Origin of the sequence: Enterococcus sp. DIV0086 (assembly GCF_050498705.1) — a bacterium.
Taxonomy (GTDB): Bacteria; Bacillota; Bacilli; order Lactobacillales; family Enterococcaceae; genus Enterococcus; species Enterococcus faecalis.
In genome coordinates, this window is sequence record NZ_JBNIDN010000001.1 from 368,525 (window position 1) to 383,663 (window position 15,139).

The 15,139-nt window shown below is 36.6% G+C and carries 13 protein-coding genes, 1 pseudogene and 1 other annotated feature; of the genes and pseudogenes, 9 read left to right on the forward strand and 5 right to left on the reverse strand.

The annotated features are described in order from the left end of the window. Positions 1–49 precede the first annotated feature (49 nt). The 3 genes from IGI63_RS01740 (at position 50) to IGI63_RS01750 (ending at position 2,566) form a co-directional block, all read left to right on the forward strand. Positions 50–307, forward strand: coding sequence for a DUF3884 family protein (locus IGI63_RS01740; protein WP_002378312.1), 258 nt, complete (start codon positions 50–52; stop codon positions 305–307). A 104-nt stretch (positions 308–411) separates the two neighbouring features. Beyond that, complete coding sequence (locus IGI63_RS01745) at positions 412–1,311, forward strand: ABC transporter ATP-binding protein (protein ID WP_002357699.1); 900 nt, start codon at positions 412–414, stop codon at positions 1,309–1,311. Beyond that, the gene (locus IGI63_RS01750) at positions 1,304–2,566 is read left to right on the forward strand and encodes an ABC transporter permease (RefSeq protein WP_002357698.1); all 1,263 of its coding nucleotides are present in this window, start codon (positions 1,304–1,306) and stop codon (positions 2,564–2,566) included. Before IGI63_RS01745 ends, IGI63_RS01750 begins: the two co-directional genes overlap by 8 nt. A 35-nt stretch (positions 2,567–2,601) precedes the next feature. On the opposite strand, the gene IGI63_RS01755 is transcribed toward IGI63_RS01750, so the two are convergent. After that, entirely contained in the window at positions 2,602–3,600 is a 999-nt protein-coding gene (locus IGI63_RS01755; RefSeq protein ID WP_002360405.1) for a LacI family DNA-binding transcriptional regulator, read from the reverse strand. Between the two features lie 141 nt (positions 3,601–3,741). On the opposite strand from IGI63_RS01755, the gene IGI63_RS01760 reads away from it, so the two are divergent. Further along, complete coding sequence (locus IGI63_RS01760; RefSeq protein WP_429975198.1) at positions 3,742–5,136, forward strand: 6-phospho-beta-glucosidase; 1,395 nt, start codon at positions 3,742–3,744, stop codon at positions 5,134–5,136. Between the two features lie 25 nt (positions 5,137–5,161). Here the strand turns inward: IGI63_RS01760 and IGI63_RS01765 are convergent, their stop codons facing one another. Next, entirely contained in the window at positions 5,162–5,668 is a 507-nt protein-coding gene (locus tag IGI63_RS01765; protein ID WP_002357693.1) for a hypothetical protein, read from the reverse strand. A 245-nt stretch (positions 5,669–5,913) separates the two neighbouring features. Between IGI63_RS01765 and abc-f the strand changes: the two are divergent. Then, positions 5,914–7,384: pseudogene (gene abc-f / locus IGI63_RS01770) on the forward strand (ribosomal protection-like ABC-F family protein). A 40-nt stretch (positions 7,385–7,424) separates the two neighbouring features. Here abc-f and IGI63_RS01775 read toward each other — a convergent pair. After that, a complete protein-coding gene (locus IGI63_RS01775) occupies positions 7,425–8,711 on the reverse strand; it encodes an NAD(P)/FAD-dependent oxidoreductase (RefSeq protein ID WP_002357691.1) in 1,287 nt (428 codons plus the stop codon). A gap of 137 nt (positions 8,712–8,848) precedes the next feature. Here IGI63_RS01775 and gdhA point away from each other — a divergent pair, with 137 nt between their 5' ends. Together gdhA and IGI63_RS01785 are read left to right on the forward strand one after the other, a co-directional pair. Continuing rightward, the gene (gene gdhA, locus IGI63_RS01780) at positions 8,849–10,195 is read left to right on the forward strand and encodes an NADP-specific glutamate dehydrogenase (protein ID WP_002360402.1); all 1,347 of its coding nucleotides are present in this window, start codon (positions 8,849–8,851) and stop codon (positions 10,193–10,195) included. A 181-nt stretch (positions 10,196–10,376) separates the two neighbouring features. Further along, positions 10,377–11,726, forward strand: coding sequence for a glucose-6-phosphate isomerase (locus IGI63_RS01785; protein ID WP_429975199.1), 1,350 nt, complete (start codon positions 10,377–10,379; stop codon positions 11,724–11,726). Between the two features lie 65 nt (positions 11,727–11,791). On the opposite strand, the gene IGI63_RS01790 is transcribed toward IGI63_RS01785, so the two are convergent. Both IGI63_RS01790 and nrdI read right to left on the reverse strand, forming a co-directional pair. Further along, on the reverse strand, positions 11,792–11,971 hold the full coding sequence (locus IGI63_RS01790) for a hypothetical protein (RefSeq protein ID WP_002357684.1): 180 nt from the start codon (positions 11,969–11,971) through the stop codon (positions 11,792–11,794). A 58-nt stretch (positions 11,972–12,029) separates the two neighbouring features. Beyond that, complete coding sequence (gene nrdI / locus IGI63_RS01795) at positions 12,030–12,473, reverse strand: class Ib ribonucleoside-diphosphate reductase assembly flavoprotein NrdI (RefSeq protein ID WP_289855169.1); 444 nt, start codon at positions 12,471–12,473, stop codon at positions 12,030–12,032. Between the two features lie 208 nt (positions 12,474–12,681). Beyond that, positions 12,682–12,729, forward strand: a sequence feature (sodium ion sensor (DUF1646 type); this cis-regulatory element may regulate processes involved in with the transportation of sodium ions). A 116-nt stretch (positions 12,730–12,845) separates the two neighbouring features. Between nrdI and IGI63_RS01800 the strand changes: the two genes are divergently transcribed. Together IGI63_RS01800 and IGI63_RS01805 are read left to right on the forward strand one after the other, a co-directional pair. Continuing rightward, a complete protein-coding gene (locus IGI63_RS01800; protein ID WP_429975200.1) occupies positions 12,846–13,169 on the forward strand; it encodes an ATPase V in 324 nt (107 codons plus the stop codon). Continuing rightward, complete coding sequence (locus tag IGI63_RS01805) at positions 13,159–15,138, forward strand: V-type ATP synthase subunit I (protein WP_429975201.1); 1,980 nt, start codon at positions 13,159–13,161, stop codon at positions 15,136–15,138. The genes IGI63_RS01800 and IGI63_RS01805 overlap by 11 nt, the downstream gene beginning before the upstream one ends. Position 15,139 lies beyond the last annotated feature (1 nt).

Here is a 15,139-nt window from a genome sequence, read left to right on the forward strand (position 1 = left end):
TTTCTTTCGTGATATACTAATACTAACTTAAAAGAGAGGACGTCTGATCATGAAAATACTAACACCCGTTTATCAAATAAAATTTAAAAAAGTACCAAATCAATTACTGATTGATGAGCGTTTAATGAATGAATTGGGTACGTGGTTGAATCGTACAGGTCGAATTTGGGCCTGCCAATCATCAAAATCGGCAAAGGAATTTAAAAATAAATTTTATGAAAGCACAGGCTTGACCGCAAATGAAGTGCATATTTCTGCCGAGACGGATGGCCTTTTTCGCTTAGCAGAAAATAAAGCGTCTGATTAAAGTGCAGCATCTTTCCATAACAATTGTCATTGACAAGCCAACACAGGAAAGATACGATATGAGTAACTAAACAGCGGTTTAGAAAAAGTGAAGGGGGCGTTTATGTGTTAGAGGTAAAAGAGTTAGTCAAAACCTTTGGGGATTTTAAAGCAGTTGATCATGTATCCTTTACGATACCGGACGGGAAAATTTTAGGATTAATTGGCCAAAATGGTGCCGGGAAAACAACTACGTTTCGCTTGATTTTAAATTTTTTAACACAAGATAGCGGGTCAGTTTTATGGAATGGTCAACCATTAAACGAAAAAGAATACAATATTATTGGTTATTTACCAGAAGAACGGGGTTTATATCCTAAAATTACGATTGAAGACCAACTAATTTATTTCGCTTCATTGCGGGGGAAAACTAAAAAAGAAATTGAACCTAAAATTGACTTTTGGATGGAAAAATTTCAAGTTAAAGGCAAAAAAACAGATAAAGTTAAATCTTTATCAAAAGGAAATCAACAAAAAGTTCAATTGATTGCGACACTTATTCATGAACCGAAGTTAATTATTTTAGACGAACCATTCAGTGGCTTGGATCCAGTTAATGCAGAATTATTAAAAGACGGCATTATTGAATTGAAAAATCAAGGTTCTTGTGTCATTTTTTCCAGTCATAATATGGACAATGTGGAGAAAATCTGTGACCATTTAGTCATGTTAAAAAATGGACGCATGGTTTTAGATGGTCAGGTTCATGAAATTCGACAACAATTTGGTCGAACAAAATTATTCTTAGAATCACCGTTATCTGTTGAGGAAGTTGCTGCTACAGCAGGTGTGAAAGAAGCACACTTGCGACAAGATGGCGTCTTAGAAGCGACATTAGAAAACGCTGAAGTGGGCAAAGTGTTGTTTGATAAAGCGACAGCCAACGGCTACATTCCAATGTTTAATCAACAACCACCAACATTGGAAGAAATTTTCAAAATGAAAGTAGGTGGGCAAGATGAGTAAATTTTGGATTATTGCGACTGATGTCTATAAGAAAAATGTGAAGTCGCTGTCTTTCTTAATCATGATTTTAGCGCCATTTCTTCTTGTAGGAATTGTTTACTTAGCGGGCTCTCTAGCTAGCGGTTTTTCAGGAGATACTACCATTGGTCTGGTTTCGGAAAATCAAGCGCTCGTTAAAGAGTTGACAAAGAATAAAACAGAGGACTTTTCTTTCAAAGCTGTTTCTTCTGAGAAAAAGGCCCAAGAACAATTAAAAGACGAGAAAATTGATGCCTATTTACTTTTGGACACTACAGATAATCAGATTTCTGGTCAGCTTTACTCTGAACGCTCTTTAGGAAATGCAACCGAGATGCTAATTCCTCAAATGTTAAACCAATTACAAACAATGGCGAATGCCAATCGTTTAAACCTAACAGCTGAGCAAGTTGCCATGTTGAATCAACAAGCAACATTTAAAAAAGCCAAAATTAGTTTTGATGAAAATGGCAAAATAAAAACAGGAGAAGATAACACAGGGATTCAAATGGCGTTAGCAATGGGGATAACAATTTTGTTATTTGTCTTCATCAGCAGTTATTCTTCAATTATTGCCCAAGAGATTGCTTCTGAAAAAGGCACTAGAATCATGGAAGTTATTCTCTCTAGTACAAAAGCGCAAACCCATTTTTATGGCAAATTAACTGGGGTTATTCTAGTAGCTTTAACACAAATTTTCATTTACGGAGTGGCGTTTGTTCTCGGCTATTCTCAATTGAAAAATCTTGATTTTATGAAAAGTCTATTAAGTGGTATTTCACCACAAAGTATTTTTTCATCAACCTTTATTTTTACATTAGGCTTTTTCATTATTGGTATTCTCGTTTTTGCTGTTTTGGCAGCACTTTGTGGTTCTCTTGTTTCCAAACCAGAGGATACAGCAAAAGCAGTTCAGCCCATCATGTATATTGGTTTAATCGGTTATATGATTGGCATTACGTTTGGGACGAATGATCCACAAAATATCGTGGTGAAAGTGACTTCCTTTATTCCGCTGATTTCGTCATACATTATGCCAGTACGCTTGGCGACCGAAACGGCATCAACAATGGAAGCAATTGTCTCATTAGTGATTTTGGCAGTTTTTGGAATTATTTTAACAATCTTCTCTGCTCGTTTATACAAATCAAACGTTCTTGTATACAGCGAAGGCGGCATGATTCAATCCTTAAAACAGTCAATTTCTATTTTAAAAAATGAACAAAAGCATAAATAATTTTTGTTTAACTCTAAAAGGACCCGGTAAATCAGTCAAAGTGACTGATCTGCCGGGTCTTTTTTAGGCACCGTTCGTCGTTCAACTAGACGAACGGTTAATTTTTTTTCAGGAATGTTCGTCTGATTTAATTGGTTGTATAGGTAAATAAATGAGTTTTCGGCTTGATACTGAATGGCATAATCAACAGTCGTAATATGCATCAATTCACTGACATAACTATTATCAAAGCCAATGACAGCGACATCGCGAGGAACGGCATAATTTAGATTTTCAAGTTCTGAAATAAACTCAGCTGCTACGTGATCATTATAAAAGGCCAAAGCTTCTGGCTTTTCGGTTAATTGTTGCCAGTAATGGGCAATTTTGCGACCAGAATGGTTAGTATACTGATCATTAATCAGCCACTCAGCTTGCCAAGGTGCCTGAGTGTTTTCATAAAAATCTTTCATTGCACGTTTTCGTGCGTGCGTGTTTAAATTTTCGGGATTACCGAGGACATGACCAATTTTTTGGTATCCTTGTTGTTGTAAATATTCTAAGGAACGATAATAACCAGAGTAATGATCAATGTAGGAAGAGTATATATTAGGTGAATCGATACGATGCCAGGTTGCTAAAGGACCATACGCGCTGTAAGGCTCAATCACCGACCATTCATTTGTTCGTGTCAATAAAAACAAGCCATCTAATTGTTTGTATTTTAATTGGTTCAAGGCATCAATTTCTTTCTGCTGATCGCCATCTGTAAAAAATAAGGTTACGGAATAATTGTATTTTTTGGCAATTGAAATAAAGCGATTCAAGAAAATACCTAAGGAACCTAAATAGCTAGGGGCTAAAAAGCCAATGGTTTTTGTGGCACCTGCTCGTAAATTCCGCGCCACATAATTCGGGGTATAATTTAATTCTTTCATTGCTTTGAGAATTTTTTCTTGACTATCGGCACTTACATATCCTTTTCCAGAAATTAAGCGAGAAACAGTCGATTTCGAGACACCGGCAACTTTTGCTACATCAATGATAGACGTCATTTTTTACCTCCAAAGTGGAATGTATTCTTATAAGAAGTATAGCATACATTTTTTTGAAAATAGTGCTTGACATGGGAACATTCCCATAATTTATCCTAAATATGTAAACGATAACAATTTAATCAAGGAGGAAGAAGACGGATGACAAGAGGAGCATTAAAAATTGCAACAATTGGTGGCGGTTCTAGTTATACACCTGAATTAATTGAAGGATACATTAAAATAAAAGATGAACTGCCAATTAAGGAAATTTGGTTAGTCGATATTGAAGCTGGTAAAGAAAAATTGGAAATCGTAGGTGCAATGGCGAAGCGCATGATTAAAGCTGCTGGTTTAGATTGGGAAGTTCATTTAACATTGGACCGTGAAGCAGCCTTAAAAGGGGCGGATTTTGTTTCAACACAGTTTCGTGTAGGATTATTAGATGCTCGCATTAAAGATGAACGGATTCCTTTGTCCCATGGAGTATTAGGCCAAGAAACAAATGGCGCGGGAGGAATGTTTAAAGCATTTCGAACAATTCCTGTCATTTTAGCTATTATTGACGATATGAACCGCCTTTGCCCAGATGCTTGGTTAGTGAATTTTACTAATCCAGCTGGAATGGTTACGGAAGCTGCAATTAAACATGGCGGTTGGAAAAAAACAGTTGGCTTATGTAATGTGCCGATTGGTCATAGAAAACAAGCGGCCGAAATGCTGGGAATTCCAGAAGAAGACTTATTCTTTAAATTTGCTGGAATTAATCATTTCCATTGGCACCGCGTTTGGGACAAAGAAGGACAAGAGCGAACACAAGAACTCATTGATTTAATTTACGGACCTAAGCAAGAGCAAGAAAGTCATTTGAAAAATATTTTTGATGCGCCGTTCCATTATGAACAGTTAAAAGATTTAGGAATGTTACCATGTGGTTATCATCGCTATTATTATATTGAAGATGAGATGTTGAAGCATTCCATCGAAGAGTATGAACGGGGCGAAACAAGAGCACAAGTGGTTAAAGAAACGGAAGGTCGTCTGTTTGAATTGTATAAAGATCCCAAACTAGATTACAAACCAAAAGAATTAGAAGAACGGGGCGGCACACACTATAGCGATGCAGCTTGTGAAATGATTGCATCAATTTATAATGATAAACGAACGGATATGGTTGTTTCTACTGAAAATAATGGGACAATTACTGATTTACCGTATGATTGTGTTGTAGAAGTATCTGGACCTGTGACAGCTCATGGCCATGAACCTTACAACTGGGGGGCCTTTCCGCCAGCAGCACGAGGAATTATTCAAAATATGAAAGCTATGGAAGAAACGGTTATTCGAGCAGCCATCAATGGTGATTACGGCGCAGCATTGCATGCTTTCACTATTAATCCATTAGTTCCTGGCGGCGTCATGGCGAAGACCTTGTTGGACGAATTATTAATTGCCCACAAAGCGCATTTACCGAATTTTGCAGATGCGATTAATAAAATTGAAGAAACACAACCAGAAACAGTCACATATGTGGCCGAATTAATGAAAAGTAATTAAAAAATATCGCACGCTAAAGATTCGTTTAGTGTGCGATACTTTTTTTAGAATAGGAAGCAAAGGATTCCGTTTTTTTCTTGACAGTAAAATGATAGGTTTGTTGCCGGAACAGCCATTGAATACCAGAGTAAATTAAAATTTCAGCAATAATAAACGTCGAAAGTTTCTGTGCGGAAAGGAATAATAGCGTTAAAATTAAAAATAAGACGACACAGGTATAAAAAACGTGTTGCAATTTTTTAGAATTGATAATCGTGATTTCTTTGGTATCTTCAGTAACTTCAATGCGCCGATAAAACTGGAACCAGCCTTCATAGAACGTTAAAACATCCCCAGGATCAGCCTCAATTTCAATAGGTACATTAGTAAAAAGTTTCCCTTGATGCACACCATTTTTATAAAATGTAAAATAGCGTAACGCGCCCCAAGCTGATGTTTTTCGTGTCAATGTAATCTTCATGGTTTTCACCTCCGTCTTTATTTTGCCATAGTTTCGGTAAAATTGTATCCTACTAAAGTCCGATTCTCTCATTTTAGGGTCAGAATTGACAAAAGAAAGCAGAGGTGTTAATGTGGGAGTAATTAAACGAGGAGGTATAATTGTATGTTGGCATCTATCAGAATTTGGATTGACTTTTTGACAAAATAAATTGAATAAATCTTATCAAAAAGTCTGAAATTAAAATTCATGGGTGACGTGTGTACTTTTATACGAAACTACAAGGATAGCGATTAGGCTGTCCTTTTTTGCGTACCCAAGATTCTTTCGTTTCAGAAATGAAAGAAGAGGGCAAAATGAAAAAATTAAGTATTCATCTGAAAGAAGTAAGTATTCACTTTTCGGGAAAACCAATTCTAGAAATTGATGAATTATTTGTATATGAAAATGAAAAAATTGGGATTATTGGTAAAAACGGCGCAGGAAAATCAACACTGCTCAATTTAATTATGGGTAAGATTCAATCAGACAAAGGAAAAGTTCAAAGATTGAACGACTTTCATTACTTGGCACAAGTAGCTGAAGAAATAACGAATGAATCAGAGAAAACTGATAAAAACTGTTTGCTAAATCAGAAAAATCAAAAACTAAGTGGTGGCGAAAAAGTCCAAAAACGCTTAGCAACATTATTTTCAGAGTATCCAACCGGGGTTATTTTAGATGAACCAACCACACATTTAGATAAAGAACATCGTCAGTTGTTAGTGGCAGATTTAACGTATTATTATGGTACCGTTTTGTTTGTTAGTCATGATCGCTTTTTCTTGAATCAATTAGCAGAGAAAATTTGGGAAGTTTCGGATGGACATGTCAAAGAATATTTAGGGAACTACGATGCGTATTGTCGTCAAAAAGAATTGGAACAGCAAACACAATATAGTCTATCATCAATATCAAAAGGAAAAGAAAAAATTACAGGAATCTTACGCAAAGAAACAAGCACAAGCGCAAAAATCTAGTCATGTTTCAAAAAAACAAAAACAAAAGCAAAAGCAAATTAAACCTAGTCGTTTAGCTGGTTCTAAACAAAAAGATACCGTACAAAAAGCACTCCAAAAACAAGCGAAAGCGATTAATGCCAGAATTGACAGATTACCCGATGTTGCGCAAGCAAAACAAAAGCGAAAAATTATTTTTCCTACTAATAATCAGTTCTCTTTATACAATCCATATCCAATTAGAATTGAAAATTTAACTTTCGCTTATGAGAATCGAACAATTCTTAACCAAGTGAACGTTCAAATTCCTTTAAACGAAAAAATAGCACTTTGTGGAAAAAATGGTGCTGGGAAGAGTACCTTCCTTCAACAAATTGAAGCCCGTCACCCGGCCATTTACTTTTCTCCCAAAGTCAGGTTAGGAACGTATCATCAATTAGATTATCGATTAAAAAATGATGAACCACTGTTGACTTATTTATTGAAGCGGACAAATTATTCTGAAAAGATTGTGCGTTCACTTTTATATCGACTAGGTTTTCAACAAGAAAATTTACAGACAAAGATATCTTCTCTAAGTGGTGGCGAAGCCATAACAATTACTTTGGCGCAATTGTTTATAGAACCAAATAATATCATCTTATTGGATGAACCCACCAATTTTCTTGATTTAGAGACAATCCAAGCACTTGAAGAATTTATAAGTGCCTATCAAGGAACAGTAATTTTCACTTCGCATGATGAAACGTTTGTGGAAAAAGTAGCCACCCGCACTATTTATTTAGAAAACGGGAAAATTATTGATAAATAAAAAAAGCAAACAAAAAGTCGCTAAAATAGCGACCTTTTGTTTAGACTTCTTCAATTGGTAAATAGGTGTATTCTGCAATTTCTGCGGCATGGGAGCCAGCAACATGTCCAGTGACAAATGCAGCTGTAACATTGTAGCCTCCAGTATAGCCATTAATATCTAAAAGTTCACCAGCAAAAAATAAGCCATTGACTAATTTGCTCTCCATTGTTTTAGGAGTCACTTCTTTGAGGGAAATCCCACCGCCTGTGACAAAAGATTTTTCCAAAGGCAATGTTTTCGTAACAGTGAACTGAAAGTCTTTCAGTAGTTCCACAAAGGAAAGACGTTGCTTTTCTGTTAGTTGTTTGGCAGGCACTTCTTCAATTGCTAGTTTCTCTAGATAAAAAGTGAGCAGCCGTTCTGGTATTAAAGAATGAAAGGCATTTTTTGCCACTTTATTTGGCTGTTCCTCAATCATGTAATCAACGTTTTTCAGCACTTCTTCAAAAGATTTTGTCGGAAACACATCCAAGGCTACCGTGACAGGTTGGTTACCGTTGCGAGTTAATTCTTGGTTAATAAAACTAGAACAGCGGAGCGCGGCAGGTCCTGAAATGCCAAAATGTGTAAACAGCATATCCATTTGATGATTAACTAAAGGTTTTCCTTTTTGGTTCAAAACAGTTAAATTAACATCTTGTAAAGAGAGACCTTGCAACGTTTTATCAAGGATAAAAGGTTCTTCAGAAATAATAGGCGATTCGGTAGGGTAGAGTGGGCTGATGGTATGCCCCATTTTTTTGGCTAGTTTATAGCCATCACCAGTTGCTCCTGTGGAAGGATAAGTGCGGCCGCCAGTTGTTAATACAACACACGGTGCATAAATTTTTTCCAGTTCGGTTTCAACGCCAATTATTTGATCGTCTTTTCGTAGTAATTTTGTGACCTGTGTTTTTGTAAAAACAGTGACTCCTAATTCGTTAATGCGGTTAAATAGCGCATCAACAATTGACTTCGATTTATCTGTAACAGGGAACATGCGTCCGTGATCTTCTTCTTTTAAGTGAATACCATTGGATTCAAAAAAGTTCATGATATCATAGTTATCAAATTGTGAAAATGCGCTGTACAAAAATTTTCCATTCCCAGGAATAAATGAAATGATTTCTTCTGCGGGCCGATTATTGGTTACATTACAGCGACCGCCACCAGTCATTAATAATTTTTTCCCAACACGGCGATTTTTTTCAATCAATAATACTTGAGCACCAGCTTCTGCGGCCGCAATCGTGGCCATCATACCACTCGTCCCAGCACCGACAATAATTACATCAAATTTCTTCATAGTTCTCCTCCAATTCAATAGGTAGTGTACCATAATTACAGGATTTTTTCTGGATTTAAGGAAAAAATAAACGTTTGACTATGGTAATTTTTGAATTTTCAGTTAAAATAAACCTATAACAATGAGAGGATGATTAAATGGACGCAAAACAATATGTTAAAAATATTCAAGAAAAGATTCACCAATTAGACCAAGGTCAAACAGAATATTTACAAGCAGTCGATGAGTTTTTACCAACCGTAGAAGGTTTTTTAGAAAAAAATCCTCAATACATTGAAGCAAATGTTTTAGGTGTCTTGATTGAACCTGAACGTATTTTTCAATTTCGTGTGCCGTGGCAAGATGACCAGGGCAACTGGCATGTGAACAGAGGCTATCGTGTCCAATATAATTCAGCGATTGGACCATACAAAGGTGGTTTGCGGTTTCATCCAAGTGTGAATTTAAGTGTGATGAAGTTTTTGGCCTTTGAACAAATTTTTAAAAATAGTTTAACTGGTTTGCCAATCGGTGGCGGCAAAGGCGGTAGTGATTTTGATCCAAAAGGTAAGTCAGATGCTGAAGTGATGCGCTTTTGTCAAAGTTTCATGACCGAACTTCAAAAACATATTGGTCCAAGTACAGATGTTCCAGCAGGCGATATTGGCGTAGGCGCTCGTGAAATTGGTTATTTGTTTGGCATGTATAAACGCTTGCGCAACTATGATGCAGGAGTGTTGACTGGAAAACCTTTAGGATACTGGGGAAGCCAAGCAAGAACAGAAGCGACGGGTTATGGAACGGTTTATTTTGTTAAACATTTATTAGCAGATAAAAACGATACGTTTGAAGGCAAAAAAGTCGCTGTTTCTGGTAGCGGGAATGTCGCAATTTATGCCATGGAAAAAGCAACTGAGCTAGGCGCCACAGTAATCACATGTTCCGATTCGTCTGGTTTTGTCTATGATCCAGAAGGAATTGATGTGGCGTTAGTAAAAGAACTAAAAGAAAAAAATCGTGAACGCATTTCAAAATATGTTGAAACACGTAAAGGCGCAACTTATTATGATAAAGAATCTGTTTGGGATTTCGAAACAGCGTATGACATTGCGTTACCATGTGCAACACAAAATGAAATCAACGAAAAGCAAGCCGCTATTTTAGTGAAAAATGGAGTGAAAGTCGTGGCAGAAGGCGCAAATATGCCTTGTACACTAGAAGCAGTCGCCGTTTTTGCTAAATCAGCTGTAATTTATTGTCCAGGTAAAGCCGCTAATGCAGGTGGTGTTGCGGTTTCTGCATTAGAGATGAGCCAAAATGCTGAACGTTTAGCTTGGTCCTTTGAAAAAGTTGACGGTATGCTAGATCAAATTATGCAAAACATTTATGAGACTTGTCGTGATACAGCTAACGAATATCAGGCACGAGATAACTTTGTTTTAGGTGCGAATATTGCTGGCTTTGAAAAAGTAGCGGCAGCGATGCTGAGTCAAGGACTTGTTTAATAACAAAAAATGCTAGGATTTCCTAGCATTTTTTCTTGGTTTGTTTGATTAAGAGAATAAATATCTCTAATTAAATAGTTAAAATTAAACAATTGGTCTATCCAAAAGAATTTGCTTGAAAAAATGTCTAAAAACACGTAAAGTATACATGTAGTAAGTTTACTTTCGAGGAGGAAAAGGAATGTCACACATTCAATTAGATTATTCCAAATTAGCACCATTTGTTGCTGACCATGAATTGGAATACATGCAAACACAAGTCACTGCAGTGGACAAAGCATTACGTGAAGGTACAGGAGCTGGTAATGATTTTACTGGCTGGATTGATTTACCAGAAAACTATGACAAAGAAGAATTCGCGCGCATTAAAAAAGCAGCAGCAAAAATTCAATCTGACTCTGAGGTATTAGTAGTCATTGGTATCGGTGGTTCATATTTAGGTGCCCGTGCAGCAATTGAATTTTTGACACATTCATTTAATAATCTATTATCAAAAGAAGAACGGAAAGCGCCACAAATCTTCTTTGCTGGAAATAGCATCAGCTCAACTTATTTAGCTGATTTAATCAATGTGATTGGTGATCGTGATTTTTCTGTCAACGTTATTTCAAAATCTGGAACTACGACAGAACCAGCGATTGCTTTCCGCGTCTTTAAAGAGTTATTAATTAATAAATATGGCAAAGAAGAAGCCAATAAACGTATTTATGCGACAACTGACCGTGCTAAAGGAGCAGTAAAAGTTGAAGCCGATGCGGAAGGTTGGGAAACATTTGTGATTCCTGATGATGTGGGCGGTCGTTTCACTGTTTTAACGCCAGTAGGTCTTTTACCAATCGCTGTTAGCGGTGCGGATATTGATCGTTTAATGGAAGGTGCAAATGATGCACGTAAAGAATACGGCGCAACGAGCGACTTAAAAGAAAACAAAGCCTATCAATATGCTGCGTTACGTAACATTTTATATCGCAAAGGCAAAACAACTGAAATGTTAATTAACTATGAGCCTGGCATGCACTATTTCTCTGAATGGTGGAAACAATTATACGGTGAATCAGAGGGAAAAGATGGCAAAGGTATTTTCCCAGCAGCCGCAGACTTTTCAACTGACTTACATTCTATGGGTCAATATGTTCAAGAGGGTATGCGTAACTTATTTGAAACAGTGGTTAAAATTGAAAATCCACGCCATAGCATTTCAATTCCAGAACAAAATGAAGATCTAGATGGCTTAGGCTATTTACAAGGAAAAGAAATTGACTTCGTCAATACAAAAGCGTTCGAAGGTACGTTGCTTGCTCACACAGATGGTGGTGTGCCAAACATGATCGTTAAAGTGCCAACAATGGATGCTTATTCATTAGGTTATGTTATGTACTTCTTCGAAATTGCGGTGGGCATCTCAGGTTACTTAAATGGGGTTAATCCATTTGACCAACCAGGTGTTGAAGCTTACAAACGCAACATGTTCGCTTTATTAGGTAAACCAGGTTTTGAAGAATTAGCAAAAGATCTAAATGCACGTCTATAATTTGTAAATAACAGAAGAAAAGAGCCAGAAACACTTACGTTTCTGGCTCTTTTCTTCTGTTTAAATTATTTTTCCAATGGTTCGTTCCATTTTTTAGGACTCCAAATGGTTCCTTCCAATGCAACTTGAAGACTTTCATTATCATCTTCTAATTGTTCAATATATTTGATGGTTTCCTCGATAATAAAAGAATTGGGTTCTTCGCTGATTGACTGAAGTTGTTCTGCTAACCATGTATTTCTCATTTTTCTTCACCTCAAAATGTAGTCTATCATAGGTGAGCTTTTTAGTAATGAAACTTGCTTATTGGTTTTCCTTTAAAATAGCATAAATTCGTTCAATATCCGCTTGGGTACCTCTTAATTCATAGTCAGCTAAGAAGGGGAAGTTAAATTGTTCCGCATACTGTTTAGCTGTCAGGCAGTATTGGTGGTTAAAGTTTTTATTGCCGCTGCCCGCCACGCCAGAGCAATAACGATAATTATTTTCAAAAGCAAGATATTCTCGCATGACTTCTGTTAAAATTTCGGTATTGCCGTTGTTGATGCCATCGCCACCATCTAAATAGGTAGGCACAAAGGTAAAAAATGGTTCTGTTTCTACTTCTAACGGAGAATTTTCCGAAATTTCTTTGAAAGTAATCGTAGGATTTTTTTCGTTTTGCTGATGTTGCTCTTCAGCATAAGTTGTTAAACGTTGAACAAATGAGCGCGTATTACCAGAGATTGAAATATATCGTATATTCATCAGAGATCCCTCCAAATAAATTTAATTGTTTACGTAAGTATAGCACATCTATGTGAAAAAAATTCAAGATCAATAATTATAAAGCGAAAAAAATAATGCCTTTTTATTACCTATTATAAAAGTGAAAATTTGTTATTTTAATTCATTTGGGTAAGTATTGAATTTTGCGAAAAACTTTGCTAAGATGGTAGAGTATTGAATAAAGAATGGTTGGGCGAAAGCTTCAAGGATTCAGTTCTTCAAGGGGTGAGAAGAACAATTTTTGAGTTTGCGCCTTTTTGCATACCTAAAACAAAAGGGCTGAGCGTATCTCTATTTCGCTAGTCCTTTTTCTTATATGCTAAAGGTGTAAAAACTAAGGAGGTGGAGACAATGGTACAAGAAGTACTAGAGCAAATCAAGGCAGCGGAAGATGCGGTGGAAGAGCATCGGCAACAAGCTAAGATGAATTGTCGTTTATATGAAGAGCAGAAGCAAGAACGTTTAGCTGAACTACGTCAAAAGAGTGAAGAAGCTGTTGAAAAAGTGCTGACGGATTCACTAGCAACGCAAGAAAAGATGTTACAACTTGAAAAAGAACAACTTTTAGATGAAACAAAGCGCACCGAACAAGCGCTTCACGAACGTTACGAAGCGAACAAAGAACAAGTCATTGATTCAATTATTGAGAGGGTGAAAGACGTTTATGGCAGTTAGTAAAATGGAAAAAATGACAATAATTGCCGCTGCCGAAAAAGAAGCAGCAATTCTACAAGCCATTCAAGGCTTGCAAATTGTCGAAGTAAAACGGATTTTTCATTCGCCTGAAGAAGAACAAGCCTTAAAGAGTCAATATTCTTTTTTACAAGCAGAACAGTCAACTGAACAGCTACGTAAATATGAAACGATGCTACAACAATTGCAAGAGCTTCTTTTATTTTTGACACGCTCTTCAGGAAAAGGCTTAAAGATAAAAAGAAAAGTCTATACTTTGGAAGAGTTGGAACAAACCTTTGATGAAAAAACATTACAAAGCTATTTGATGGAATTAAAGAATATTCAAGAATCTTTGAAACAAATTCAAACGGATCGTCAAGGATTAGAAGCCGAAGAAGAATTATTAGGCCGCTGGCAATATCTGGATGTTCTACCGCACAAACAGCAGTTAAAAAGTAGTTATGTTGTTCATGGTTCGATAAATCTAGCCAATAAAGCCAGTTTCTTGAGCGCTTTGTCTCAATGGCCAACGGTTTATTTTGAAGAAATTTATCAAAGTATGCATCATAGTTACTTTACACTCGTTTACCTGAAGGAACATCAGCAGAGTGTAACCGAGTTATTAAACCAATATAGTTTTGAACCACTCCAATACCGTTATGATGTTCCGCCTAAAGAGGCATATCAACAAGTCAAAGAACGATATGAAATTTTACAAAAAGAAGAAAAAGCCTTAAAGCAACAACTGGCTTCTTATCATGATTTCTATGAAACGTTTTGCTTGGCTGAAGAAGTCTTATTGGCGGTTATCCAAAGAGAACAAGCACGTCAACATTTGTTAAATGCTTCATCATTTTTCATCTTGCAAACGTGGATTCCAGTCGAAGAAAAAGCCGATATTTTGACAGCGATTGAAGAAAAAGTTCCTAAGGACGAAATAGCTCTTACTTTTGAAAATCCTACGAAGGCGGAAATTGAGACGGATATACCAGTTAAACTAGCGAATAATAAATTGGTGCAGCCGTTTGAAATGTTAACAGAGATGTATAGCTTACCAAAATATGAAGAAGTTGATCCGACACCTGCGATGATGCCGTTTTATCTAGTCTTTTTTGGTATGATGGTAGCGGATATTGGCTATGGCTTACTGATGCTACTCTTGTCTATTATTGCTTTGAAAGCATTTGTTTTACCGAGAAGCATGAAACGTTTTGCCGACTTTTTCTTGATTTTATCATTTCCAACAATTATTTGGGGCTTCATTTACGGTTCGTTTTTCGGTGCAGCATTACCGCCAACAATGTTTGGAATCAAATCACCATTTCCGATTTTATCAACGACCGAAGATGTAAATACGATTCTTATTTTATCGGTTATTTTTGGGTTTATCCAATTGGTTGTCGGTTTAATGATTAATGGGATTCAGTTATCAAAACAAAAGCGCTATTTAGATAGTATTAACGAAAGTTACGCTTGGTTAGGGATTTTGTTTGGTTTAGCATTGTTAGTCGTTGGTAAATTAGTGGTTAAAAATGAAGGCTTATTTACAGCAGGTGCGATTTTAGCTAGCCTTTCTGCCATTGCAATTATTGTGATTCCAATGATTCAATCGAAGGCCAAATTAAAAGGTTTAGCCAAAGGACTGTATGGACTATACGGTGTGACAGGTTATGTCGGTGATTTAGTTAGTTATACACGTTTGATGGCGTTAGGAATTGCTGGGGGAAGTATTGCTTCAGCGTTTAATATGCTCGTAGAGTTCATGCCGCCAGTTGCCCGTTTTAGCGTGGGCATCTTGCTGTTAATTGTTTTACATGCGTTAAACATATTCTTATCGTTATTAGGTGCTTATGTTCATGGCGCACGTTTGCAATATGTTGAGTTCTTTGGAAAATTTTACACAGGCGGTGGCCGGGCGTTTAATCCGCTAAAAACAAAAGAAAAGTATGTCAATGTTGAGAAAAAATAGA